Origin of the sequence: uncultured Oceanisphaera sp., assembly GCF_947495715.1 — a bacterium.
In the GTDB taxonomy this organism is placed as follows: Bacteria; Pseudomonadota; Gammaproteobacteria; order Enterobacterales; family Aeromonadaceae; genus Oceanimonas; species Oceanimonas sediminis.
Genome location: NZ_CANLZU010000001.1, coordinates 17,446 through 43,466 on the forward strand (window position 1 = coordinate 17,446; position 26,021 = coordinate 43,466).

Consider the following 26,021-nt stretch of genomic DNA (forward strand, 5'->3'; position numbering starts at 1 on the left):
ATTAATCAGTCAGGAGAGAGCCCATGTTTACAGTGATTTTCGGTCGTCCCGGTTGCCCCTTTTGTGTTCGTGCCAAAGAGCTGGCAGAAAAACTGACCGAGGAACGGGATGATTTCAGCTTCCGTTACATCGACATTCACGCCGAAGGCATTTCCAAGGAAGATCTGGAAAAAACCGTCGGCAAGCCGGTAGAAACCGTACCGCAGATCTTCATCGACCAGCAGCACATCGGCGGTTACACCGAGTTTGAAGCCCACGCCAAGGTCCACCTGGGACTGTATCAGTAAGGGCTGAGACGTGAGGGGTGAGTGGCGAGGCGTGAGGGGTAAAACACGGCGGCCAGAAAACCACTCTTTTGCTTGTCCTCCTCACTTCTTACCCCCTCACTCCTCACGCCCTATTGTCTTTTTTCGTCACAAGTCGCTGATTACTCTTTTCATCCCGGCTACAAAGTCTCATCATGGAACATATCACTAGTCTTTATCGGCCGGTGTCTCCCGGATTGCTTATTTTGCCCACTGCGCATGAACATCATGTCGCCGGGTGGCATTTTGCTTGCCGGTGACAATCCGGGCCGATGTGTAATCCGAGGCCGTCAGTACCCATGTATTCCGTAGAAAAATCGCACAAGCTGGACAACGTCTGTTACGACATTCGCGGACCCGTTCACAAAGAAGCCCGTCGCCTGGAAGACGAAGGCCATCGGATCCTCAAGCTCAATATCGGCAACCCCGCTCCCTTCGGCTTCGATGCACCGGAAGAGCTGCAAAAAGACATCATCGTCAACCTGCCGACCAGCCAGGGCTATTGCGACTCCAAGGGGCTGTTTTCGGCGCGCAAGGCGGTGATGCAGTATTACCAGCAGAAAGGCCTGCGCACCACGGATCTGGACGATATCTATATCGGCAACGGGGTGTCGGAGCTGATCATGATGGCAATGCAGGCATTGCTGAACAACGGCGACGAAATTCTGGTGCCCTCGCCCGACTATCCGCTGTGGACTGCCTCCGTCACCCTGTCCGGCGGCAAGGCGGTGCACTACCTCTGTGACGAGCAGGCCGACTGGTACCCGGATCTGGACGACATCAAGTCCAAAATCACCCCGCGGACCCGGGGCATAGTGCTGATCAACCCCAATAATCCCACCGGCGCGGTTTACGGCAGCGAGTTTCTGCTGGAAGTGATCGAGATCGCCCGCCAGAACAAGCTCATCATCTTCGCCGATGAAATCTACGACAAGATCCTCTATGACGATGTAGCCCACCATTCGGTGTGCACCCTGTGTGACGACGTGCTGGTCGCCACCTTCAACGGTTTGTCGAAGAGCTATCGTGCCGCCGGCTTCCGCCAGGGCTGGATGATGCTGAGTGGTCCCAAGCATCAGGCCAAGGGCTATATCGAAGGGCTGGAGATACTGTCGTCCATGCGACTGTGCGCCAACGTGCCTATGCAGCATTCCATTCAGGCGGCACTGGGCGGCTATCAAAGCATCAACGAGCTGGTGTTGCCCGGCGGGCGCCTGCGCCAGCAGCGGGATCGGGCCTGGGAGCTGCTGAACGAGATTCCGGGCGTGAGCTGCGTCAAGCCCAAGGGCGCCATCTACCTGTTCCCCCGGCTGGATCCCAAGATGTACAACATCAAGGACGATCAGAAGATGGTGTATGACCTGCTGCTGCAGGAAAAGATGCTGCTGGTGCAGGGCACCGGTTTCAACTGGCCCACCCCGGACCACTTCCGTCTGGTCACCCTGCCGCGGGTAGAAGAGCTGGAAGATGCCATCGGCCGCCTCGCCCGCTTCCTCAAGCATTACCAACAATAAAATGTGAGGGGTGAGGGGTGAGGTGAACAAGCAACTCCACAATACGAAAATCTTGAGTTAACGAGCTAAAAGAAAACCAGGATCCTGACGTACGTCAGGATGACGGCTAAAAAGGCTGAAAGAAAAACACCGGGTCTGTAGATTCGGTGTTTTACCCCTCACGCCTCACACTTTACCCCTCACATTACCGTTACAGCAGCGGGCTCAACAGGTAGAACAGGTTTTCCGCCACCCGACGGCGCAGCGGCCGCTGGCGCCACTCCAGCCAGGAGACCGGCTGGGCATCGCTCAGGTAACTGTCTGCCAACTGCAGCAACTCCCCCATCGCCGCACCATCGTCCACCAGCAGCGTCATTTCGAAATTCAGCCACAGGCTGCGCTTGTCCAGGTTCACCGTGCCCACCAGTGCAAACTGATGATCCACCAGCACACACTTGGTATGCAGCAGGCCGGCGCCGTACAGGTGAATTTCCACGCCCGCCTGCAGCAACTCGTCGAAGAAGGCATTGCAGGCATAGTTGACCATGCGCGAGTCGTTCCTGGCCGGCAGTACCAGTTGCACTTCTACCCCGCGATCCGCCGCCGAGCACAGGGCCGCCACCAGCGCATCGTCGGGCACGAAGTAAGGGGTAATCAGCACCAGTCGTCGCCGGGCCTGATAGATGGCGGTCAGCAGACTCTGCTGAATGGCATCGCCGCCCATGAAGGGACCCGAAGGCAGCAGCTGCAGCTTGAGCTGGTTGTCCAGACAGCTGATAGGGTGATATTCCAGCTGCTCCAGCAGCCGCTCGCCGGTTTCCATTTCCCAGTCCCACACGAACAGCGACCAGAAGATGGGCACTATGGGCCCACGGATGCGCAGCATGATGTCGACCCATTGCCCCACGCCCGCGTGTTGTTTAAAGCAGGCCGGATCCACCAGGTTCATGGAGCCGGTGTAGGCAATATCGTCATCAATCACCACCAGCTTGCGGTGCATGCGCAGATCCTGACGCTCGAACAGCAAGCGGAAGGTGCCCACCGGCAGCACCTCTATCACCTTGACGCCCGCTTCCCGCAATCGCCGCGGCCAGGAACTTCGAAAAAAATCGGCGCTGCCGACCGAGTCCAGCAACAGCCGGCAGTCCAGCCCCCGACGGGCCGCATTCATCAGCTCGAAGGCAATATCGTCGGCTCGCCCCCCCGCATACCAGATATAGTATTCGAGATAACAGGAACTGCGCGCCGCCCGAATATCGGCCTGCAAGGTCGACAGTATTTCATCCGGCTGCTGCAGCAGCGTCATGCCATTGCCGCTCAGCATCGGCATGTTAAGCCGTGCCTTGACCAGCTCATAAATGGGCCGGGCCGGATCGCTGACCTCAAACTTCTGGCCGGGAAAGCGCGCCACCAGCACGTTGATCCAGTCCGCATAGGGCCGATACATGGCCTTGGCCCTGTCTGCCCGCTTGCGACCCAGCCGTACTTCGCCAAACAGAATATAGGTTGCCACCCCCAGAATGGGAATGGCATAGATCAGCGCCAGCCAGGCCAGAGAGACACCGACCGGACGACGCTTCATGATGACCCTGAGCGTCACCCCTATTACCAGGCTGGTGTGCGCCGCAAACAGCAGCCAACCCAGGGCGGTATAGATATAATCACTCAAAAATGCCTTGCTCCTCTAAAGCGGGACGGTGCAGACTGATTAAGGTACAGAAAATCGAGAAAGGGATACAGACTGATGAAAATTATAGTTTTTTTAATCACTTTCGGCATCAGCGGCCTGTCCTGGGCACAAAGTCTGATCCTGACCGAGCAACAACTCAATCAGCAGTTGAACCAGCAGCTTGGCAAGGAGTTTCCGGTTTCTCTCGGCTCCTGGCTATCGGCGGGGATTGAGCTGAAACAGCTCAGTGTCGAGCTGGGCCGACAGGAAGCGGACAAGGCCAGAGTACAGGGGCAGGGAATACTGTCGATGCAGCAGGGTCAGCAACGCAGTCACTGGGATATAGAGGGTGACTTCAGTGCCCGCCCCCGCTACGACAGCGAGCAGGGTGCCTTGTTTCTGGATGAATTCCAGCTGCTGAGCTATCGGCTGAATCAGCAGACCAGCTCGCCTCAGGCCAGCATGATGCTGCCCTTGCTGCTGCAGGGACTCGCGAGTTATCTGTCCCAGTACCCGGTCTACACCCTGGATGACACCGATCCCCTGCAGCGCCAGCTGAAAGACAGGGTGCTGAGCCTGGAGATAGCCCCGGGTCAGCTGTCATTGCGCGGAATAGAATAGTCACCACCCGCATCCACCGCGCCACTGGCGGCGATAAAGGCGTCCAGTTCGTGCGGGCCTACCGGAGACGCCAGCAGTCGCCCCTGAACCGCGTCACAGCCGTACTGGCGCAGAAACCGCATCTGTTCCTCATGCTCGACGCCACAGGCGACCACCCCGATGCCCAGCGTCCGGGACAACAAGAGTAACGAGCGAATAACCGAGCGATCCAGGCTGTCAAAACTCTCCGTCAGCAGGCTGTGATCCAGCTTGATACCATCTATCGGTAGTTGCCCGAGCTTGCTGAAGTTGAAGCGCCCTCTGCCCACATTATTCAGAAACACCTTGATACCGGCGTCTCTCAGGCCGTTGAGCATGCCGGTCAGCGACTCGCTGCGGCGCATCATGAAATCGCCGCACAACTCCAGTATGAAATGCTCGGGAGCCACCCCGTGGCGTTGCAGCAGCGCCAGTAAGCGACCTACTTTTTGTTGTTCCAGCTCCAGGCCACTCAGATTGATGCTGACTCGCCCCTGCCAGTGGTGCTGTTGCTGCCAAAGGCCAACTTGTCGAGCCGCCTCGGTAAAGACCCACTCGGCCAGCGGCAGCAGCAGCCCGGCCGCCTTGACCGCCGACAGAAATTGATCCGGATACAAAACGCCCAGCTCGGGGTGACGCCAGCGCAACAGCGCCTCGACACTGACCAGCCGGTGGTCATTCGTTGCCAGGGTCGGCTGATATTCCAGAAATAACTGGTGCTCCTCGAGTGCCCGATGAAATTCGGTCGTCAACCGCTGCTGTTGCTCCAGATAAGAGAGTTGAACACCGTCAAACAGGCAGATCTTGGTGCTGCCATAGCGTTTGGCCTGATACATGGCGGTATCCGCATAACGCAGCAGGGTATCGATATCGCGCCCGTGCTCGGGGTAAAAACTGATACCGATGCTGGCGCCCACGCTCAGCTCATAACCGCCCACCAGCACCGGCCGCTGGATCTGCTCCAGCAAGCTCGTGGCTCTGGTCATCAGCTCCGTTCTGGTCATGGTACCGCGCCAGATCATCACAAACTCGTCACCGCCGATACGGGCCACCATTTCATTGGCCTCAATCCGGGTTTGCAGCCGGGCCGCCAGCACCTTGAGCACCTCATCCCCCACTCCATGGCCGAAGCTGTCGTTAATCGGCTTGAAGCGATCCAGATCGATAAACAACAATGACAAGGTTTCCTGTGGCGCAAGCGCCGCCGTCACCTCGTCGAACCAGCTCAGCAAAAAGGTGCGGTTGGCGGTATCGGTCAGGGCGTCGTGATGGGCCAGGTAACTGAGCTGGTCTTCGGATTGTCTGAGCTGGCTGATATCGTCGAGAATGCCGATGATGTAGACGATCCGCCCGTCATGATTTCTGACCAGCCGCAGTATCAGCCAGTGGGTTACCAGCTGGCCGTCACGGTTATGATGCTGTACCTCGCCCTGCCAGTCTCCCTGCTGTTGCAGCCGCAGCCAGATGTCCTGATAGTAGCGGCGCCCGTGCAGCGACTCGTTGATCCGGGTGAGATGGCGCCCTTCAATATCGGCCGCATCCAGCTCGCTGAGCCGACAGAAGGCCGGGTTCACTTCCAGCACCCGGCCGCGGGCGTCCATCAGCACTATGCCTTCACGGGTATGATGCATGATCTGCCGAGTCAGATTCAGCGAGGTCGCGGCCCGTTCCTGCACGCTTTCGCTGCCGGCCCGGACTCCGGCGTTCAGCGTGGTCAATAACAAAGTGTCATCCATGTCGGTACTCAGATAATTGAACGAGTAAATGAAAACGGCCTCTGCCGTTCATTGCCCGATGACTGGCACTCCGAGGCGGTGTATGAAGTGTTTTTTTCGGGTGCAGTCATATTACAGACTCACTTGAGAAATAAAAAGCCCGCATCGCTGCGGGCTTTTTATTATTGGAAGCAAGTTGCAAATTTAACCGAGATTTTTACGGGCGTTGCGGAAGATGCGCATCCAGCCGCCGTCTTCGCCCCAGCCATCCGGGTGCCAGGAGTTGGCCACGGTGCGGAACACCCGCTCCGGGTGCGGCATCATGATGGTGACCCGACCGTCCTGACTGGTCAGGCCGGTAATGCCGTTGGCAGAGCCGTTGGGGTTGAACGGATAACGCTCGGTAGCCTGGCCGTGGTGGTCCACGAAACGCAGGGCCACGGTACCGCTGGCCTCGATGGCGTTGATGTCGGCATTGAGGGTCTGCACCCGGCCTTCGCCGTGAGACACGGCGATGGGCAGGCGAGAGCCGGCCATGCCGGACAGGAACAGGCTGGGCGACTCCTGCACTTCCACCAGGCTGAAGCGGGCTTCGAAACGCTCGGAGGTATTGCGTACAAAGTCCGGCCAGTGCGCCGCACCGGGGATCAGATCCCGCAGCCGCGACAACATCTGACAACCGTTGCACACACCGAGGGCGAAGCTGTCTTCACGGGCAAAGAAGGCTTCAAATTGCGCCCGCAGCGCCTCGTTGAACAACACCGACTTGGCCCAGCCACCGCCGGCGCCCAGCACGTCACCGTACGAGAAGCCACCACAGGCGACCATGCCGGCAAACTCGTCCAGACGATAGCGACCGCTTTGCAGGTCGCTCATGTGCACGTCGACGGCGGCAAAGCCGGCACGATCGAAGGCGGCGGCCATCTCCACGTGGGAATTGACGCCCTGCTCGCGCAGTATGGCCATGCGCGGATGCTCGCCCTTGGCAATAAAGGGCGCGGCGATATCTTCCTTGGGATCGAAGCTGAGCGACACCGACAGGCCGGGGTTATCCGCTTCCAGCTTGGCCTCGAACTCGCTCTGGGCGCAGTCCGGGTTGTCACGCAGCGACTGCATACGGTAGCTGGTTTCGGACCACAGGCGGCGCAGCTCGGTGCGAGACTCGGCATAGACTTCTTCACCGGCGAAGAAGAAGCGCAGCTGATCGTCCTGATTCGGCTGACCGATGACATGGCTGCAGGCAGCCAGGCCATGACCGGCCAGACAGGTCAGCACCGCTTCCTTGTCTTCGCGACGCACCTGCAGCACGGCACCCAGTTCTTCGTTGAACAGGGCCGCCAGCTGATCGGCCCCCAGCAGATCCAGCTCGACATCCAGGCCGATGTTACCGGCGAAGGCCATTTCCGCCAGGGTCGCGAACAGACCGCCATCGCCCTTGTCGTGGTAGGCCAGCAGCTTGCTTTCGGCCAGCAGCGCCTGAATGGCATAGAAAAAGCCTTTCAGCGCTTCCGGGCTGTCCAGGTCGGCGGGCTGATCACCCAGCTGACGATATACCTGGGCCAAAGCCGATGCACCCAGACGGTTCTTGCCGTTGCCCAGGTCAACCAGGATCAGGTCGGTATCGCCCAGATCGGTACGCAACCAGGGGGTGACGGTGGCACGCACGTCGTTGACCCTGGCGAAGGCGGTGATCACCAGCGACAGCGGAGAGGTGACCGTCTTGTCTTCACCGTTTTCCTGCCAGCCGGTTTTCATCGACATGGAGTCTTTGCCCACCGGTATGGTCAGTTCCAGCTCGGGGCACAGCTCTTCGCCCACGGCCTTGACCGCTTCATACAGGCCGGCGTCTTCACCGGGGTGGCCGGCGGCAGACATCCAGTTGGCAGACAGCTTGATGTGCTTGAGCTCGCCGATGTCGGTCGCGGCGATGTTGGTGATGGCTTCCGCCACCGCCAGCCGGGCCGAGGCGGCGTAGTCGAGCAGGGCCACCGGGGCGCGCTCGCCCATCGACATGGCCTCACCGGCGTAGGTGTCGAAGGCCGCGGCAGTCACGGCACAGTCGGCGACCGGCACCTGCCAGGGGCCCACCATCTGATCCCGCGCCACCAGACCGGTCACGGTACGGTCGCCGATGGTGATCAGAAAGCCCTTGTCGGCCACGGTCGGCAGGGTCATGACCCGCTCGGCCGCTTCCTTGAGCTCGATACCGCTCAGCTCCAGCGCCGGGCTTCGGTGCTGGGCCTTGGTCACGTCACGCTGCATCTTGGGCGCCTTGCCCAGCAGCACTTCCAGCGGCATGTCGATAGGCTGATTGTCGAAGTGGCTGTCGTGCAGGCTCAGGTGCGGCTCGGCAGTGGCTTCACCGACCACGGCAAAGGGTGCCCGCTCGCGGCGACAGATGGCTTCAAACTCGGCCATGCGATCGTTCGCCACCGACATCACGTAACGTTCCTGGGACTCGTTACACCAGATTTGCAGCGGGCTCATGCCCGGCTCGTCGTTGGGAACACTGCGCAGATCGAAACGTCCGCCACGGCCGCCGTCGTTAACCAGCTCGGGCATGGCGTTGGACAAACCGCCCGCGCCCACATCGTGGATAAACTGAATGGGGTTGTTTTCGCCCATGCCCCAGCAACGATCGATGACTTCCTGACAGCGGCGTTCCATTTCCGGGTTGTCTCGCTGTACCGAGGCAAAGTCCAGGTTTTCGCACGACTGGCCGGAGGCCATGGAGGAAGCGGCACCGCCGCCCAGGCCGATGTTCATCGCCGGGCCACCCAGCACCACCAGCTTGGCACCGACGGTGATTTCGCCTTTCTGTACGTGTTCGCCACGAATGTTGCCCAGACCACCGGCCAGCATGATCGGCTTGTGATAGCCGCGCACTTCTTCGCCGTTGAAGCTGGACACCTTTTCTTCAAAGGTACGGAAGTAGCCGAGCAGGGCCGGACGGCCGAATTCGTTGTTGAAGGCGGCGCCGCCCAGCGGACCGTCGATCATGATATCGAGCGGGCTGACGATACGTTCCGGCTTGCCGAAGTCCTGCTCCCAGGGACGAGCATAGCCCGGTATCTTGAGGTTGGACACGCTGAAGCCGACCAGGCCGGCCTTGGGCTTGGAGCCACGGCCGGTGGCGCCTTCGTCGCGAATTTCGCCACCGGAGCCGGTGGCCGCACCCGCATAAGGCGAAATGGCGGTGGGGTGGTTGTGGGTTTCCACCTTCATCAGAATATGAATGTCTTCCTGATGGTAGCGATATTCACCGGACTCGGCGCTGGCGAAGAAACGCCCGGCGGGTGAGCCGGTCATCACCGCCGCGTTGTCTTTATAGGCAGACAGCACATGCTCGGGCGTCTGCTCGAAGGTGTTCTTGATCATCTTGAACAGCGACTTGGGCTGTTCGACGCCGTCGATGGTCCAGTCGGCGTTGAAAATCTTGTGCCGACAATGCTCCGAGTTGGCCTGAGCGAACATGTAGAGTTCGATATCGTTGGGATTACGGCCCAGGGCGGTAAAGCCGTCATACAGATAATCGATTTCGTCTTCGGCCAGTGCCAGACCCAATCGCAGGTTGGCCTCGGCCAGGGCGTCACGACCACCGGTCAGGATGTCTACCGCCGTCACCGGTGCCGGCTCGGCTTCGGCAAACAGGCAGCTGGCATCTTCCGGCGCATCCAGGGTCACTTCGGTCATGCGATCGTGCAGCATGGCCGACACCGCCGTCAGTTCGGCGGCACTCGGAGTGCGCTCGAAGCTCAGGTAATAGCAGATGCCGCGCTCGATACGCTTGACCTGGGTCAGGCCGCAGTTACGCGCAATATCGGTGGCTTTAGTAGACCAGGGAGACAGGGTGCCGGGACGGGGAGTAACCACCACCAGCAGGCTGCCGGCGGCAGGGGTAACGCCCCGAGCGGGGCTGTCGAGCAGCTGGCTCAGGGTTTGTCGACTGTCGGCCTCGAGGTTGGCGTTCAGCGCAACAAAGTGCACATACTCGGTTTCAATGGCAGCCAGCGGCAGCTTCTGCTGCTGGGCGCGGCGAACCAGGGCCCGGGTTCTGAAACCGGATAAGGCCGGTGAGCCTCTCAGTATTTCCATAGTGGCAGTTCTCAAAGCGTGAGTGAATGGGGGGTTGAGAAATTGGCGGTATTATAGGTTTACCCCCCTGCTCTGTCGACGCCCATTTCCCGTCGTTTGTTCCGCAAAGTTGCCCGAAAAGACAGCTCTTGCCTGACGAGACGGTTAACTTCTGCTATAAGATGCCAGTCGTCTTGTATGAGGATTTGTTTTGCGCCGACTGCCGATGCTGTTCAACGCCACACTGCTGCTGGGGTTAATCACCCTGAGCGGCTGCGACCTTCACCCAAAAAATCAGACCCAGCAGCAACAGATTCAGGACCGTGGCACCTTGCGGGTCGGTACCCTCTATCATCCGCTCTATTACTTTTTGCGCGATGGTCAGCAAGAAGGGCTGGATTACGAGCTGGCACAGGGATTTGCCGACTCGCTGGACGTGGAGCTGACCATGGTGCCCGCCTACAGCCTGGACGAGCTGTTTGGCCTGCTCGACACCGGCAAGGTCGACATGCTGGCCGCCGGCCTGACCAGCACGCCGCAGCGGCGAGCCCAGTATCGCTTTGGCCCCAGCTATTATGACATCGCCCAGACGCTGGTGTATCGCAAGGGCAGCGCCCGGCCGAAGGATCCCAGCCAGATTGAGGGAGAAGTCCGGGTACTGGCAGGCTCCAGCCAGGCCGAATCGCTGCACCAGCTGCAACGGGAGTTACCGGAACTGCACTGGGAAACCCGCCGGGATACAGATGCGGAAGACCTGCTGCGTCAGGTCGCCGAAGGGGGAGCGGATCATACCCTGGTGGCCGATATTCTGCTGGCTCGCACCCAGCGTTATTATCCCAATATCGAGGCCGCCTTTACTCTGGGTGAGCCGCAACCGGTGGCCTGGGTGCTGGACCGACGGGCAGACGACAGCCTGCTCGGCCGGATGCTGACTTTTTTCAACCGGCAACAGACAAGCGGCACCCTGGCGCGACTGAATGAAAAATATTTCGGTCATGTGCAGAGCTTCGATTACGTCGATACCCGCACTTTTTTGCGCCGAACGGAAACCATACTGCCCAACTACCAGCCGTTGTTCGAACGTTATGCGGGGGAGCTGGACTGGCGGCTGCTGGCGGCCATCAGCTACCAGGAGTCGCACTGGGACCCAGAAGCCCGCTCTTATACCGGCGTGCGTGGCATGATGATGCTGACCGAAGACACCGCCAGACAGGTGGGTGTCTCCGACCGGCTGGATCCGGAGCAAAGCATTCGTGGCGGCGCGCATTATCTTGCCTCGCTGATAGCGCGGTTGCCGGATGCCATTCCCGACAGTGAACGGGTCTGGTTTGCGATGGCCGCCTATAATATCGGTCTGGGCCATTTGCTGGATGCCCGCAGACTGACCCGACTGCGCGAGCAGGATCCGAATTCCTGGACTGCGGTGAAGGAGAGTCTGCCGTTGCTGCATCAACCCAGATGGTACAAAAAAACCCGCTACGGTTATGCCCGCGGCCGGGAAACACGGCAGTTTGTCAACAATATCCGGCAGTATTACCAGAGCCTGCTGTGGCAGGACAACCCGGGCACAGACCCGGGCCTGACCGCCCAGCATGAGAGCCCGTCGGCAGAACCGGAAAGTTAACGGTAATGTCACTTTACCCGGGCCCAGCAACCTGATATTTAGTGCTGTAACGCCACATTATATTATGCCGCCGAGCGCCGATAACCTCGCCGGCGGCCCGTATCGATTTAAAGAGGAATTCACCATGTTGAAACGAAGACGCGCCCTGCTTAAACAGCGCAAGCCGGCCAACTGGTCACACCGCCGTAAAATACTGCTGCAGGATGTTCGCCGTAAAATACTGCGCCGTAACAATGCCTATTTTCTTACCCAGATCAACGTCGACTCGGCGGCCTGACGCCGCCGTCACTTCCTGTATGAACTCCCTGTCCTGCCTGAACATAAACCAGCACAGAACAGCCATTAACGTACCGTAATCACCCCGCACTCGGCACCGTGGTTCACCTTGTGAGATACGCTGCCCATCATCAAGCCCGCCAGATCTCCCAGCCCGCGACAGCCCATGACGATCACATCGACATCCAGCGCCTTCGCCTCGTGCATGATGGCACGCGCCGGCTCACCCCGCGCGGTATGCGTCTGGAGATGTTTCACTCCGAGTTTTCGGGCCTCGGCTTCGGCACCGGCGAGCACTTTCTTGCCGGCCGCATCCATCTCCTTGAGTTCATCTCCGATGGCTACGGCACCAATGCCCCAGATCAGGGTCGCTTCATGGGGCAAGACCTCGGGAACATGCAGAATATGTACCGTGGCATCGTCCTGACGCGCCAGATGGCATGCCAGCGTCAGCGCTTTTCTGCTATGTTCCGAGCCGTCCACGGCCACCAACAGTGAACTGTACATAAAACCTCCTGTTATCCATACAGGGCCCCTTGACCCCTGCTATCCATACTAGACCAAGAACTTTACTTGAGGGGTGAGGGGTGAGGGGTGAGGGGTGAGGGGTGAGGGGTGAGGGGTGAGGGGTGAGGGGTGAGGGGTGAGGGGTGAAGAGTAAGGCCCAATCTGCATGCGGTGCTTGTTTACACCTCACTCCTCACCCCTATCCCCTCACTTTTTCCAATAAAAAAACGCCGGCTGAGCCGGCGTTTGAGTGATTATTTTTTCTTGTTGAAACGCATCATCCGTTTACGTTTGCGCATCTGGGTTTCGGTCAGCTTGTTCTTGATGCCCTCGTACGGGTTGGCACCTTCATTGAACTCGACCCGAATCGGCGTTCCCATCACCTGCAGCGAACGACGGAAGTAGTTGATAAGGTAACGCTTGTAGGACTCCGGCAGATCCTTGACCTGGTTGCCGTGCACTATGATGCGCGGCGGGTTGTAGCCACCGGCATGGGCGTACTTGAGCTTGACCCGGCGACCGCGTACCAGCGGCGGCTGGTGATCTTCCTGCGCCATCATCATGATGCGGGTCAGCATGGAGGTGTTGACCCGCTTGGTAGCGGACTGATACGCCTCTATCACGGAGCCGAACAGGTTGCCCACGCCACTGCCGTGCAGCGCCGAGATGAAGTGCAGACGGGCAAAGTCGATAAAGCCGAGGCGGCGATCCAGCTCACGCTTGATATCGTCCTTCACGTCCTCATTCAGGCCATCCCACTTGTTGACTGCCAGCACGATGCTGCGACCGGCGTTGAGCACGAAGCCCAGCAGGCTGAGATCCTGATCGGAAATGCCTTCACGGGCATCCAGCACCAGCAACACCACGTTGGCGTCTTCAATCGCCTTCAGGGTTTTGATCACCGAAAATTTTTCGACGGTTTCATGCACTCTGCCCCGACGGCGTACCCCGGCGGTATCGATCAGTATATAGTCCTGCTCGTCCCGCTTCATCGGAATGTAAACGGAATCGCGGGTGGTGCCCGGCATGTCGTACACCACCACCCGGTCTTCACCGAGAATACGGTTGGTCAGGGTCGACTTGCCCACATTGGGGCGACCGACGATGGCCAGCTTGATGGGCAGATCGTCGAACGGCACCTCCTGTGCTTCGTCAATCTTGTCCATCGCCGCGATAACGCTGTCGATGTCGTCGCCGTCGAAGTCCACCTGCTCGAAATCGAATTCACCGGTTTCGGCTGTGTCGTCTTCGGCTTGCGCGTCGGCCAGGGCCTGTGCTTCGGCTTCCTCTTTGGCCGCCCGCTCTTCCAGCTGGGGAGCCAGTGCGGTTTCCAGCAGGCTCAGCACGCCCCGGCCATGGGTCGCGGCGATGGGATAAAGCTCGCCCAGGCCCAGCTGATAAAATTCACTGACGGCAGAGTCGGCATCGATACCGTCGGTTTTGTTCACCACCAGAAGGGTGTCTTTCTGGCAGCGACGCAGGTGGGCGGCAATGGCTTCATCGGCCGAGGTCAGGCCGGCGCGGGCATCGACCATGAACAGCACCACATCCGCTTCGTCGATGGCGGCCAGTGACTGCGCGGCCATTTTCAGCTCTATGCCTTCTTCGGTGCCGTCGATACCACCGGTGTCGACCACGATAAATTCCAGCTCGCCAATCTTGGCCTGGCCATATTTTCGGTCCCGGGTCAGACCGGGAAAGTTCGCCACCAGCGCGTCCCGGGTACGGGTCAGGCGGTTAAACAGGGTGGATTTGCCCACATTGGGGCGGCCCACCAGAGCCACTACTGGCATCATAAAATCAGTCTCCAAAAAACAATAACGGCTCCTGATCCGAGATCAGGAGCCGGTGTGTCACTTGTGCCGGGATCAAGGCTGGCCGATGGCCACCAGATCGCCGCCGCGGCTTTGCACATAAAGGGTATCGCCGGCCACGAGAGGCGCCACATACAGCCCCTCGCTGTCGATACGCAGCAAGGACTTGAGCACGCCACTTTGACGATCAAACCAGTACAGATAACCTTCGGCGTCACCTGCTACCAGATAATCACCGAACACCACCGAGGCCGTCAGCTGGCGATTTTCCAGCTCGGTATTCGACCACAACTCCATGCCACTGCGCGCATCCACTGCAAACAAGTGGCTACGGCTGTCGCTGATATAGAGCTGGCGACCATCGGTGCTCAGATCCTGAGAGCCCTGGTACTGGCGCTTCCACAATTCCTGGCCCGAAATCAGCTGATGGGCGGTCAATTGGCCATTATAAGCGATAGTGAACAGGATATCGCCCAGAATCACCGGTTTTGCCGCCACATCGACCATGCGCTCCAGCTCGGTGGCACCGCGAGGGCTGGCAATGCGGGTATCGCGCACCGGCTGACCATTGGCCAGCAGGGCTATCCCCAGCCGGCCGTCGGCCCGGCCGTAGAGCACGGCGCCGCCGGTGGTGACCGGGGTGGCCATGCTGCGCAGGGTCAGGCTGGGCTGCTCGTTACGTAACTGCCACTGCTGCTCGCCACTGACCGCATCCAGCGCCACCAGATTACCGGCGCTGGTGTGCACCACCACCTTGCCCTCGTCCACCGCCGGGGCGGCCAGCACCTCACCGGGCACGTCACGGGTCCACAGCAGCTTGCCGTCCGACTGGGAAACGGCGTAGACAATGCCGTTTTCGGAGCCAAAGTACAGGTTGCCGTAGGCGGCGGTCAGACCGCCGGAAATACGCGGGCTGCGCTGGTTTTCATTGATATCCAGCTTGTCCAGCCGCAGCTGCCACGCGCGATCACCGCTGTCACGCGCATAGGCGGCCAGCACGCCGTCGCGGGAGGCGGCAAATACCCGCTCGCCGTCAACCACCGGGCTGAGCTGGGAATAAAAGTCGCCGACGCCATTGCCGACCGAGGTCGACCAGCGTGCGTCGGTATCCAGGGTATTGTTGATGTCGGGCAAGGGACTTGCCGGTGCCACTTCCGGCTGGCTGGAACAGGCGCTCAGGCCCAAGCCCAGTACCAGCGGCAACATCATGGTCAACCGTTTATGCATGATCATTCCTCGTCACTCAGCTCGGCAGAGACCGCCAGATTGTCCAGCTTCAGCTGCAGACCCGGATTATCATTCAGGCCACCCGCATCCCGCGCCGCGCGATAGGCGTCACGAGCGTCGTCGCCCTTGCCTTCGGCCATCAGGATGTCGCCCTGCACTTCGCTGCGCTGGGCGGCGAAGGCATCGGCCGTGATGGCATCAAGAGTGGACTGGGCCTCGGCCAGTTCATTTTGTGCCAGTAACACCCGGGCCAGGCGCAGGCGAATGGTGTCAGACAGCGCCGCATCATCGGTGCCGGCCAGGGCCAGTTCCAGCTGTTGTTGCGCCAGATCCAGCTTGTTGGCCTTGACCGCTTCGGCCGCCAGCAGCAGGGCTGCCAGCTCGCCATAACTGTTGCCCCGGTTCTGCTCGACAAAGGCCGCGGTGTCGTCGAACGCCGCCGGGCCTTTGCTGGCCAGTTGCTCGCTTACCTGTGCAAAGGCATCGGCGCCGGCGGCGCGTGTCTCAATCTGATGACTCTGGTAATAACGCCAGCCAAACAAGCCACCCAGGCCTATCACGGCTCCTAGGATGATGGACTTGCCATATTCCTGCCACCACAGTTTAAGGGTCTCGAGTTGCTGCTCTTCCGTGCTGTTGATATCCACTTAGATCCCCTTCTTGAGCTGTTCAATCATGTCGTTCACCGCCAGCGTCTGTTGCTCGCCCTGGCCGCGCAGATACTTGACCGTCACTTCGCCCCGGGCAATCTCATCTTCACCCAGGATCAACGCGATGCCCGCACCGCTCTTGTCGGCCCGCTTCAGCTGTTTCTTGAAATTGCCGCCACCACAGTGGCTCATCACCCGCAGACCCGGCAGCTGATCACGCAACTGCTCGGCCAGGGCAAAGCCGGCCACCTGGCTGTTGTCGCCCATCATCGCCAGATACACATCGGCCAGCGCCGGCTGTGTTTCAATCTGGTTGAGGGTGTCCAGCAGCAGCACCAGTCGTTCCATGCCCATGGCGAAGCCCACCGCCGGCGTGGCCTGGCCACCCAGCTGCTCTACCAGGCCGTCGTAACGGCCGCCGCCACAGACGGTGCCCTGAGCACCCAGGCTTTCGGTCACCCACTCGAACACGGTCAGGTTGTAATAGTCCAGGCCCCGCACCAGGCGCGGATTGATTTCGAAGTCGATACCGGCGGACGTCAGCAGCGCCTTCAGCCCCTCGAAGTGGGCCCGGGTCTGCTCGCCGAAATAGTCGCCGAGGACCGGTGCGTCCTGCAGCAACGCCTGAACCTGCGGGTTCTTGCTGTCCAGCACCCGCAGGGGGTTGGTGTACAGTCGGCGCTGGCTGTCTTCGTCCAGCTGGTCTTTATGCTGCTCCAGGTACGCCACCAGCGCCTGGCGGTATTCGGCCCGCTCTTCGGGCTGACCCAGGCTGTTCAACTGCAGTACCAGATGCTCGCTGACGCCGAGCTGCTTCCACAGCCGGGCGGTGAGCATGATCAGCTCGGCGTCGATGTCCGGGCCCTGCAGCCCGAATACTTCAACCCCGAATTGATGAAACTGGCGATAGCGGCCTTTCTGGGGGCGCTCGTAGCGGAACATGGGACCCATGTACCACATGCGGCGTTCCTGGTTGTAAAGCAGGCCGTGCTCGATACCGGCGCGCACACAACCGGCGGTGCCTTCCGGGCGCAGGGTCATGCTGTCGCCGTTGCGATCGTCGAAGGTATACATTTCCTTTTCGACCACGTCGGTCACTTCGCCGATGGCCCGCTTGAACAGGCCGGTGACTTCCATGATCGGCATGCGCACTTCGGCGTAACCATAGGCACGCATAAGGTCACGCAGTACCGTTTCTGCCTGTTGCCAGGCCGGTGTCTGTTCCGGCAGGCAGTCGTTCATTCCACGAATTGCTTGAATCTGTTTGGCCACGAAAATATCTCTATGGTTGACGGCTTAAAATAAATTGAATGCTAGAGGTGGTGCCGCAAAGCTTGATAAGCGGATTCAGCTGTTCACTAAGCCGACCGTGACATGCCATGGATGGCATGTCCGAGCCCCCAGGGATGGGTTTACGGCGTGTCGGCGTGAGAGCAGTTGTGTCCGCTTCTTCATCCAGCCTCAGTCTTTGCCCTGCACCGGAATACGGGCGGCCGGATCCATCATCGCCACCTTGGCCCGAATACGGCTTTCCAGCTCGTCTACCAGGCTGGTGTTGTCGAGCCGCCCCACCCGCTCGCCCCCATCGTAGAGGGCGCTCTTGCGCTGGGCCCCGGCCAGACCGAGATCGGAAATCAGCGCCTCGCCGGGGCCATTGACCACGCAGCCGATAATGGACACGTCCATCGGTACCACTATGTCTTCCAGCCGGCTTTCCAGCTCGTTGACGGTGCTGATCACATCAAATTCCTGACGGGAGCAGGACGGACAGGCGATGAAGTTGATGCCCCGGGAGCGAATGCGCAGGGACTTGAGAATATCAAAACCGACCTTGATTTCTTCTACCGGATCGGCCGCCAGCGAGATGCGCAGGGTGTCGCCGATGCCTTCGGCCAGCAGCATGCCCAGGCCGATGGCGGACTTGACCGCACCGCTGCGAAAACCACCGGCTTCGGTGATGCCCAGGTGCAACGGCTGCTCAATCTGACGCGCCAGCTCCCGATAGGCACCCACCGCCAGGAAGACATCGGAGGCCTTGACGCTGACCTTGAACTGATCGAAGTTGAGTCGGTCCAGAATCTCCACATGGCGCAGCGCCGACTCCACCAGCGCCGCCGGGGTGGGCTCGCCGTATTTTTCCTGCAGATCCTTTTCCAGCGAGCCGCCGTTGACGCCGATGCGAATGGGAATACCCTTGTCCCGCGCGCAGTCCACCACCGCCCGAATCCGGTCTTCGCGGCCGATGTTACCCGGGTTGATACGCAGACAATCGGCGCCATATTCGGCCACTTGCAGGGCGATGCGATAATCAAAATGAATATCGGCCACCAGCGGCATGCTGGTGCCGGCACGAATCAACTTGAAAGCCTCGGCCGCCTCCATGGTCGGTACCGAGATCCGCACTATGTCGGCACCGGCCTTTTCTACCGCCCGAATCTGGGCCAGGGTCGCCGCGACATCCGTGGTCAGGGTATTGGTCATGGTCTGCACGCTGATGGGGGCATCTCCCCCCACCAGCACAGAGCCAACGCGAATTTGTTTGGACAGGCGACGAACGATGGGGGTTTCATGTAGGGACATCATTTACTCTTGCATTAATCAGGGTTTCGGTACGGTCAGGCGGGCTACCCGGCCGGCGCGGAAAGCGGACATATCCACCGCCTGGTTCATATACTCGATGCTGGCCGCCTGCGGCGCACCCAGCGTCAGACGAAACGGCGGCTCCCCTTCCAGGTTAAGCGACTGGCTGGCCTTTTGTACTCCTTCGGACAACACCCGTCCTTGGCTGTCGGTCACCTTGATCCAGCAATCGTCGGTAAAGCGCATGGTCAGCAGGCGGGGATCGGCCGCCGGCGTTTCGACTTCCGGCTCGACAGTCGCCTCAAGGGTCTCTGCTACGACCGGCGTGCTAACGTCTGCCGGCTGATTCTCGGTTGCCGCAACCGGCGCCGAAGAAGGCGGCGTCACCTCCGCCGTGGTATCCATTTCATCCGCCGGGGCGGGAGGAAGCGTCAATTGGGGAGCAACCACCGGAATATCCGCCTCGGGTGTCGACACCTCCTGTTGCTCGGTTGCAGGCTCAAAGCTGGGTACCATGTAGCTGGAGCCGCTGTCCTGCCACCACCAGTAAAACAAGGAACCAATCAAGCCAAGCAGCACCAGCCAGCTGATCCGTTTGAGCCAGTTGTCGCTGGCCTGCTGCCGGGTTTTTCTGGAAAAGCTCTGCATGGGGGCTGAGGCCTTGATCTGTTCGATGCCACTCATGCTATCGAAGGCGGCCAGCGCCTGTTGTTCACTGACCCCCACCACCTTGGCATAGGCTTTGACGTAGCCACGCAAAAAGGTAAGTGCAACCCCGGCCTTGTATTGATCGCCGTCGATAGACTCGATGACCGCCAGCCTCAGGTTAAGGCGACGGGCCACTTCAGCCTGCGTCCACCCCTTGGCTTCTCGCGCTTCACGCAACAGGGCGCCGGGGCCAGCTGTTACTACTGGTTCTGATTCTGCTTCAGCCTGAGGCTGCGGATCTGCTTCGTTAATAGTCATTTGATAAGAATCGCCTGGCCTGTTCTGAATCCGGAAATAACCGTACCAGCTCGGCACCGGCCAGCCGGGCTTGCGCCACACTGCCTTGTGCCTCTGCGGTACGCACTGTTAACCATAAGCTCTGTGCACTGGGCTGATGCTCGTTGCGATAGCGGGCAAGATAGTCGAGTGCATCCCCGTTATCCCCCTGCTCTGCCAGCAGTTCGGCCATCCCCAGCAGGGCCTTCGATCTGGCCGGACTGTACTCCAGCGCCAGCCTGAAATAGTCGAGAGCAACCGCTGGTTTACCACCTCGAATGGCGCACATGGCCGCATTTTCGTAGCTGTCTGCCACCTGTACATAGCCAGGTGACACTATCGCCCTTCTGAACATGACATCCGCGTCATCGAAACGTTCCCGTCCACACAGAAAAACGCCGTAATTGTTCAGGCCATCGCCATGGTTGGGGTCCAGCTTCAGCACCTGGCGGTAACTGTGTTCAGCCTGTTCAACATCCGATACCGACTGATAAAACCAGGCGCGAGCAAGGTGAACGTCGGCATTCTGCGGATCCTGAGTCAGGGCCCGGTCAAGATTAAACTTGGCCTGCTCCGTATCTCCGCGCCGCAAGTAGGCCAAACCAAGATTCATTCGAGTTAACGCCGCTTCCGACGGCGCGAACATCACTTCCCGGGACTGACGTCCATCAGACAAATAAGTGGTTTCATGAACACAACCACTCAAGATGGATCCCATCAGCAGCGCGGGCAACAGAATAAGCGTTCGCATTCCCTTTACACCAATGGTTTTTTTCTTAAACCATTGTGACGGATATACTTTGTTCCTGCATCCGTTTTTTCATGGTGCGCTTGGTACGATCGATCACATCGCCGACCAGCTGGCCACAGGCGGCATCGATGTCGTCGCCGCGGGTCTTGCGAATGGTCACGGTGTTACCGTATTGCATCAGCACCTTGTTGAAGCGATCGATACGGCTGTTGCTCGGCTTGCCGTAATCATTGCCCGGGAAGGGATTGAACGGAATCAGGTTGATCTTGCAGGGCAGGTCTTTCAACAGCTCGGCAAGCTCGTGGGCATGCTGCATGTCGTCGTTGACGTGATCAAGCAGCACGTATTCGATGGTCACCTTGCCATGATTGGCGTTGGATACCGCAAGGTAACGACGAATGCTGGCGATCAACTCGGCAATATTGTACTTGTCGTTGATCGGCATGATCTCGGAGCGCAGCTTGTCGTTGGGAGCGTGCAAAGACACCGCCAGCGCCACATCAATCATGTCAGCCATCTTGTCCAGCGCCGGTACCACACCGGAAGTAGACAGGGTGACCCGGCGCTTGGACAGACCGAAACCGTAGTCTTCCAGCATCAGTTTCATCGCCGGTACCACGTTGTTCAGGTTGAGCAGCGGCTCGCCCATGCCCATCATCACCACATTGGTGATCGGCTTGCGACCCGAATCACGCACAAAGCCCACCCGGCTGGCGGCACGCCATACCTGGCCGATGATCTCGGACACCTTGAGGTTACGGTTGAAGCCCTGCTGAGCGGTGGAGCAGAATTTGCAATCCAGCGCACAACCCACCTGGGAAGACACGCACAGGGTGGCGCGGTCGCCATCGGGTATATAGACGGTTTCCACTTCCTGACCGCCCACCAGCATGGCCCACTTGATGGTGCCGTCGGCGGATTTTTTCTCGACGCTGATTTCCGGCGCGCGGATCTCGGCCCGCTGCTGCAGCTTGGCGCGCAGCACCTTGTTGATATTGGTCATCTGCTCGAAATCGTCACAACCGAAGTGATAAATCCATTTCATCACCTGATCGGCCCGGAACGGCTTCTCGCCCAGTTCACTGAAGAACGCACGCATGCCATCACGATCCAGATCCAGCAGGTTTATTTTTGTTTCACTCATCGGTTGCCTCTCGCTTTCTGACCAGGGCCCACAGGGCGCGAAATTGTACAGAATTTAGCATGGGGTTGCCAGTAGTGGCACTTCGACCGCTGCGAAAGCCCGCAAAATAAAACGCCGCCTCATAACGAGGCGGCGTGGCTGACCGATTCTTTCACCCCTGTCGCCTCTCCTCCTTCGAGTGGCGGAAGAGAGTCGTTCCGGGCTTAGTGATCGGTGAGCGGTTTATTGGTGTCGATCCTGGCCGAAGAGCGGGTTTTCTTGCTGCCCTCGATGGTCACTTCATTACCGTCGGCATCGAACAGCTTGCCATCGGTGAAGTAATCCCCTTCGCTCAGGCAGGAAATGTCTTCCTGACGAATGGTGCGCTCGGTACCGGCGGAGAAGACCGACTGTTTGTCCGAGTTACCCACTTTCACGTGGTTGAACAGCAGGTTCAACAGTATGGCCATGATGGCGGTAGAGCTGATGCCGGAGTGGAAGATGGTGGCAAACCAGTCCGGGAAGTGATGATAGAAAGAAGGTGCCGCGATGGGCAACATGCCGAAACCGATAGAAGTGGCCACGATAATCAGGTTCATGTTGTTGTGATAGTTCACCTTGGCCAGGGTGCGAATACCACTGGCGGCCACGGTGCCGAACAACACGATACCGGCGCCACCCAGGACGGAAGTCGGTACGGTGGCAATTACACGGCCCATGATGGGCATCAGACCCAGTGTCATCAGGATCAGACCGGCAAAGGCCACCACGTAACGGCTCTTGACGCCGGTTACCGCCACCAGCCCCACGTTCTGGGCAAAGGCGCTCTGGGTGAAAGAGCCGAACAGCGGCGCCACGGCACTGGAAATCATGTCGGCGCGCAGGCCATCGCCCAGACGGCGAGAGTCGACCTTGGTGTCGATGATGTCACCCACCGCCAGAATATCGGCCGAGGTTTCCACCAGAATCACCAGCACCACAATCAGCATGGAGATAATGGCCGCCACTTCAAACACCGGTGCACCGAAGTGGAACGGGGTCGGAAAGGCAAACACCGGGCCGTCCAGCACGCGGGAGAAATCAACCAGCCCCATGGCCCAGGCCCCCAGGGTACCGAACACCATGGCCAGCAGAATGGACAGACGGCTGATGGCCGCATTACCCAGCTTGCTCAGCACCAGCACCATGGCCAGCGTCATGGCAGCCAGGCCGATGTTGGTCATGCTGCCGAAGTCTTCGGCCCGGCTGTTGCCACCCATGGCCCAGCGCGCCGCCACCGGCATCAGCGTCAGACCTATGGTGGTAATGACCGCCCCGGTGACCAGTGGCGGAAAGAATTTGATGATTTTGGAAAAGATGGGGGTGATCAGAAAGCCAATCACCGAAGCGGCAATCACGGCGCCAAACACCGATGGCAGGCCCCCGCCAGAGGTCACGATAGCTACTATGGTCGCCACGCTGGCGAAGGACACACCCTGTACCAGCGGCAACTGACAACCGAAGAAGGGCAAGCCCATGGTTTGCAGCAAGGTGGCGATACCACCGATAAACAATGAGGCGGCGATCAACATGCCGATTTCCGCCGAGCCCAGGCCCGCAGCCTGCCCCACGATAAGCGGCACGGCAATAATGCCACCATACATGGTCAGTACGTGCTGAAAACCGTAAGCGATATTGGCACCAACACCGAGGTTTTCATCTTCTGGACGGGCCTGTGAAGGACGGGCCGATGATTTTGTAGTCATTATTGCTCCCTGCATGTTCATATTGTGTATACGATAACCACATCAACATAATGATTTATGTAAAAAATAATGTAAACATTTTTCACAGATAAATCGTACACAATTAACAAAAAATTCATAACAGCAGGATGCCGGACACAAAAAAAGGAGCCGAAGCTCCTTTTTTATTCACCGAACCTTATCCCTTAGCGGGTACGCGGGCACAGTTCTTCGTCGCTGAAGAAATAAGCGATTTCGCGCGCGGCAGAAGCGGCGGCATCGGAGCCGTGCACGGCGTTTTCGTCGATGCTGTCGGCATAGTCGGCACGCAGGGTACCGGCCAGGGCGTCGGCCGGGTTGGTGGCGCCCATGATTTCACGGTGACGCAGTACGGCGTTCTCGCCTTCCAGAACCTGAACCATTACCGGGCCGGAAGTCATGAAGCTGACCAGCGCCTTGAAGAAAGGACGCTCGCTGTGCTCGGCGTAGAAACCTTCAGCCTGTTCCTGGCTCAGGTGTACCATTTTGGCGGCAACGATTTTCAGGCCGGCAGTTTCAAAACGGTGATAGATGGCACCGATCAGGTTCTTTGCTACGGCATCAGGCTTGATGATGGAAAAAGTACGTTCGATAGCCATGTTTGTTCCTTAAATGATAAATAGGACAGAATAAAACGCGCGGAATTATACGTAAAGCCGACTCAAGTTAACACCATTGCCGGATAATTTAATTGCCCCCGAAGTTGGCAGCACAAACAGACGACGCTGATGTCTCAGCGAGGGAAAAAGGATCTGCTCAGAGGCAATACAGCCGCCTCCCACGACACTCCATAAACTCATCCCTGAGGGCTCGGAAATGCCATCCCTGGCATTTCACGGTCGTGGGAGGTCGTCTCTGTTGCCTCTTCCTGAGCTTCGAGTTGCCTGTAGACAGTGCCAACAGATGACTCTGCGGTATCAGGGAGGACAAAGGGATCTGCTCAGCCGACCATCCGCACCACGGATGGTGCGGCTGAGCCTACATGGAAGTATTCACGGCGTGTCGGCGGAGCTGGCCCTTTGTCCGACCTTTGCAGAGTAATCAAATAGATCTGTTATTTAATCAGTTTGGTATTAGCCGGTACCTTCGCATATCTGGGCCAGCATGGCGGCGATGGTCCGCACGCCGTGGCCCTTGCCACCGGCCGCCCACAGATCGTTGGCCGACTTCTGGTAAGAACCGGACAAGTCCATGTGTACCCACTGACAGCCGTTTTCCGGCACGAAGCGCGACAGGAAGGCGGCGGCGGTAGAGGCGCCGGCCATGCCTTCGCCACCGTGAATGTTGGCCATGTCGGCAAACGACGAGGTCAGCTGCCCTACATGGAACGGCTCCAGCGGCAGATGCCAGGCTTTCTCATGCTCGGCTCGAGCCGCCTGCACCGTGCTCTGGGCCAGCGTCTCGTTCATGCTGAACACGGCGTTGTAATCCCGGCCCAGGGCCATCTTGGCGGCGCCGGTCAGCGTAGCCGCATCCAGGATAAAGGGCGCACCGGTGGCGCCGGCGGCCAGCAGACCATCGGCCAGTACCAGGCGGCCTTCCGCATCGGTGTTGAGGATCTCGACTGTGATGCCGTTCTTGTAGGTGAGGATGTCACCCAGCTTGAAAGCATGGCCGGAGACCAGGTTTTCGGCACAGCACAGGAACAGCTTGACCCGCTGCTGCAGGCCGCGCTGAATGGCCAATGCCAGGGCGCCGGTCACGGTGGCGGCGCCGCCCATGTCGGACTTCATCACCGCCATGCCGTCGGACGACTTGAGGCTGTAACCGCCGGAGTCGAAGGTAATGCCCTTGCCCACCAGCGCCGCGGCAACCGGCGCATTGGCGTCGCCCGTCGGGTTGAAGTCCAGCTCCAGCAGGGTCGGCGGACGCTCGCTGCCCCGGCCGACTTCATAGATACCCACATAACCCAGATCCTTTAGCTGCTCGCCGCTGTAGGTGCGATAGCTGACCGCATCGGGGGCCAGCGATTGAATGAACTTGCCCGCCTCGGCGGCGAGAAAGGCCGGATACACCTCTTCCGGGGTGCCATTGATCATCTTCCGTACCCAGCGGGAAGACAGGTTGCGGGCTTCCAGCTCGACCAGCTCATCGGCGGACATCTCGCCCCACTCCAGTTGCTGACCGCCACGGGCATTATAGAAACCCAGGGCAAAGGCCCAGCGGCTTTCCAGCTGCCAGCCATCGCCGCTCAGTTGTACCGCCTTGATACCCATGGCATCAAGCTTGCGCCCGGCCTGCTGCGCCTTGCGCTCCTGCTCGGCGGCATTGGGTACATGAACCCGGGCTTCATCGTCCTTAAAACTCAACAGTGCCTTGTCGCCCCATTGCGCAGGAGCGGCTTCGGCACAGAGTACGACCTTCATCATTGCAGGCATGATCATTCCTTGTTCTGTTGACTGAAAAACGGAAAAAGCCACAGAAGAACTGTGGCTCAAAAGAAAGCGATAAGCTGTCAGCTGTAAGTAACACAACCGCAGTTACAGGAGCTGCGTTGTGTTTGTCAATTCCGCGAAGCTTGAAGGTTTTACGCCGAAAGAATCGGCGCCTGAAAAACCAACAACCATAAGCCCAAGTCCACCAACCACTCGGGCAGCTTACGGCTTCAAGCTTATAGCTTGTAGCTTATTCGTATTCATCCATCCAGACCATGATGATGGCCTCGAGGATGCGTTCGCTGGAATGAGCGGGATCGTCATCAAAGTCTTCCAGCTCGCAGATCCACTGGTGCAGGTCGGTAAAGCGCACCGTTTTGGGGTCCGTCTCCGGATAGGCATCCAGCAACTCCAGTGCTATTTCGCGACTGTCGGTCCATTTAAGACTCATA

The 26,021-nt window shown here is 59.2% G+C and carries 21 protein-coding genes; 5 read left to right on the top strand and 16 right to left on the bottom strand.

Translation table 11 applies throughout. The features are described 5' to 3' along the window. Window positions 1–23: 23 nt before the first annotated feature. Both Q0753_RS00065 and Q0753_RS00070 read left to right on the top strand, forming a co-directional pair. Entirely contained in the window at window positions 24–287 is a 264-nt protein-coding gene (locus Q0753_RS00065) for a GrxA family glutaredoxin (protein WP_298715530.1), read from the top strand. A gap of 317 nt (window positions 288–604) precedes the next feature. Further along, window positions 605–1,819 carry a pyridoxal phosphate-dependent aminotransferase gene (locus Q0753_RS00070; protein ID WP_298715532.1) on the top strand — a complete coding sequence of 405 codons (1,215 nt, stop codon included), beginning with the start codon at window positions 605–607 and terminating at the stop codon, window positions 1,817–1,819. Window positions 1,820–2,009: 190 nt separating this feature from the next. On the opposite strand, the gene cls is transcribed toward Q0753_RS00070, so the two are convergent. Beyond that, on the bottom strand, window positions 2,010–3,467 hold the full coding sequence (cls, locus tag Q0753_RS00075; RefSeq protein WP_298715534.1) for a cardiolipin synthase: 1,458 nt from the start codon (window positions 3,465–3,467) through the stop codon (window positions 2,010–2,012). A gap of 75 nt (window positions 3,468–3,542) precedes the next feature. Here cls and Q0753_RS00080 point away from each other — a divergent pair, with 75 nt between their 5' ends. Further along, window positions 3,543–4,088, top strand: a complete 546-nt coding sequence (locus tag Q0753_RS00080) for a DUF1439 domain-containing protein (RefSeq protein ID WP_298715536.1) — start codon at window positions 3,543–3,545, stop codon at window positions 4,086–4,088. Here the strand turns inward: Q0753_RS00080 and Q0753_RS00085 are convergent. Together Q0753_RS00085 and purL are read right to left on the bottom strand one after the other, a co-directional pair. Beyond that, window positions 4,061–5,842, bottom strand: coding sequence for an EAL domain-containing protein (locus Q0753_RS00085; protein ID WP_298715537.1), 1,782 nt, complete (start codon window positions 5,840–5,842; stop codon window positions 4,061–4,063). The two genes, Q0753_RS00080 and Q0753_RS00085, sit on opposite strands and share 28 nt — an antisense overlap. A 183-nt stretch (window positions 5,843–6,025) precedes the next feature. Further along, window positions 6,026–9,916: a phosphoribosylformylglycinamidine synthase gene (purL, locus tag Q0753_RS00090; protein WP_298715539.1), complete on the bottom strand. Its 3,891-nt coding sequence runs from the start codon at window positions 9,914–9,916 to the stop codon at window positions 6,026–6,028. A 190-nt stretch (window positions 9,917–10,106) separates the two neighbouring features. Here purL and mltF point away from each other — a divergent pair, with 190 nt between their 5' ends. Both mltF and Q0753_RS00100 read left to right on the top strand, forming a co-directional pair. Then, the gene (gene mltF, locus Q0753_RS00095) at window positions 10,107–11,519 is read left to right on the top strand and encodes a membrane-bound lytic murein transglycosylase MltF (RefSeq protein ID WP_298715541.1); all 1,413 of its coding nucleotides are present in this window, start codon (window positions 10,107–10,109) and stop codon (window positions 11,517–11,519) included. A 124-nt stretch (window positions 11,520–11,643) separates the two neighbouring features. Continuing rightward, window positions 11,644–11,796 (top strand): hypothetical protein, encoded by a 153-nt coding sequence (locus Q0753_RS00100; RefSeq protein ID WP_298715543.1) that lies wholly within the window; start codon window positions 11,644–11,646, stop codon window positions 11,794–11,796. A 65-nt stretch (window positions 11,797–11,861) separates the two neighbouring features. Here Q0753_RS00100 and Q0753_RS00105 read toward each other — a convergent pair whose 3' ends face one another. The 13 genes from Q0753_RS00105 to iscX all read right to left on the bottom strand — a co-directional run bounded on the left by Q0753_RS00105 (window position 11,862) and on the right by iscX (window position 26,020). After that, window positions 11,862–12,302, bottom strand: a complete 441-nt coding sequence (locus Q0753_RS00105) for a universal stress protein (protein WP_298715546.1) — start codon at window positions 12,300–12,302, stop codon at window positions 11,862–11,864. Window positions 12,303–12,556: 254 nt separating this feature from the next. Then, entirely contained in the window at window positions 12,557–14,098 is a 1,542-nt protein-coding gene (gene der, locus Q0753_RS00110) for a ribosome biogenesis GTPase Der (RefSeq protein ID WP_298715548.1), read from the bottom strand. Between the two features lie 72 nt (window positions 14,099–14,170). After that, window positions 14,171–15,343: an outer membrane protein assembly factor BamB gene (gene bamB / locus Q0753_RS00115; RefSeq protein WP_298715550.1), complete on the bottom strand. Its 1,173-nt coding sequence runs from the start codon at window positions 15,341–15,343 to the stop codon at window positions 14,171–14,173. Between the two features lie 2 nt (window positions 15,344–15,345). Beyond that, window positions 15,346–15,990, bottom strand: coding sequence for a tetratricopeptide repeat protein (locus tag Q0753_RS00120; RefSeq protein WP_298715552.1), 645 nt, complete (start codon window positions 15,988–15,990; stop codon window positions 15,346–15,348). Beyond that, entirely contained in the window at window positions 15,991–17,265 is a 1,275-nt protein-coding gene (gene hisS, locus Q0753_RS00125; RefSeq protein ID WP_298715554.1) for a histidine--tRNA ligase, read from the bottom strand. Window positions 17,266–17,454: 189 nt separating this feature from the next. Further along, the gene (ispG, locus tag Q0753_RS00130; RefSeq protein WP_298716061.1) at window positions 17,455–18,573 is read right to left on the bottom strand and encodes a flavodoxin-dependent (E)-4-hydroxy-3-methylbut-2-enyl-diphosphate synthase; all 1,119 of its coding nucleotides are present in this window, start codon (window positions 18,571–18,573) and stop codon (window positions 17,455–17,457) included. A gap of 18 nt (window positions 18,574–18,591) precedes the next feature. Then, window positions 18,592–19,539, bottom strand: coding sequence for a RodZ domain-containing protein (locus Q0753_RS00135; protein ID WP_298715556.1), 948 nt, complete (start codon window positions 19,537–19,539; stop codon window positions 18,592–18,594). Further along, window positions 19,529–20,308 carry a type IV pilus biogenesis/stability protein PilW gene (pilW, locus tag Q0753_RS00140; protein ID WP_298715558.1) on the bottom strand — a complete coding sequence of 260 codons (780 nt, stop codon included), beginning with the start codon at window positions 20,306–20,308 and terminating at the stop codon, window positions 19,529–19,531. Before pilW ends, Q0753_RS00135 begins: the two co-directional genes overlap by 11 nt. Before the next feature lie 25 nt (window positions 20,309–20,333). Beyond that, window positions 20,334–21,452 (bottom strand): bifunctional tRNA (adenosine(37)-C2)-methyltransferase TrmG/ribosomal RNA large subunit methyltransferase RlmN, encoded by a 1,119-nt coding sequence (locus tag Q0753_RS00145; protein ID WP_298715560.1) that lies wholly within the window; start codon window positions 21,450–21,452, stop codon window positions 20,334–20,336. Window positions 21,453–21,655: 203 nt separating this feature from the next. Then, the gene (locus Q0753_RS00150) at window positions 21,656–23,176 is read right to left on the bottom strand and encodes a nucleobase:cation symporter-2 family protein (RefSeq protein ID WP_298715561.1); all 1,521 of its coding nucleotides are present in this window, start codon (window positions 23,174–23,176) and stop codon (window positions 21,656–21,658) included. 185 nt (window positions 23,177–23,361) lie between these two features. Further along, the gene (gene ndk / locus Q0753_RS00155; RefSeq protein ID WP_298715563.1) at window positions 23,362–23,793 is read right to left on the bottom strand and encodes a nucleoside-diphosphate kinase; all 432 of its coding nucleotides are present in this window, start codon (window positions 23,791–23,793) and stop codon (window positions 23,362–23,364) included. Between the two features lie 474 nt (window positions 23,794–24,267). Continuing rightward, complete coding sequence (gene pepB / locus Q0753_RS00160) at window positions 24,268–25,572, bottom strand: aminopeptidase PepB (RefSeq protein WP_298715565.1); 1,305 nt, start codon at window positions 25,570–25,572, stop codon at window positions 24,268–24,270. 247 nt (window positions 25,573–25,819) lie between these two features. Next, a complete protein-coding gene (iscX, locus tag Q0753_RS00165; RefSeq protein WP_071471226.1) occupies window positions 25,820–26,020 on the bottom strand; it encodes a Fe-S cluster assembly protein IscX in 201 nt (66 codons plus the stop codon). Window position 26,021 lies beyond the last annotated feature (1 nt).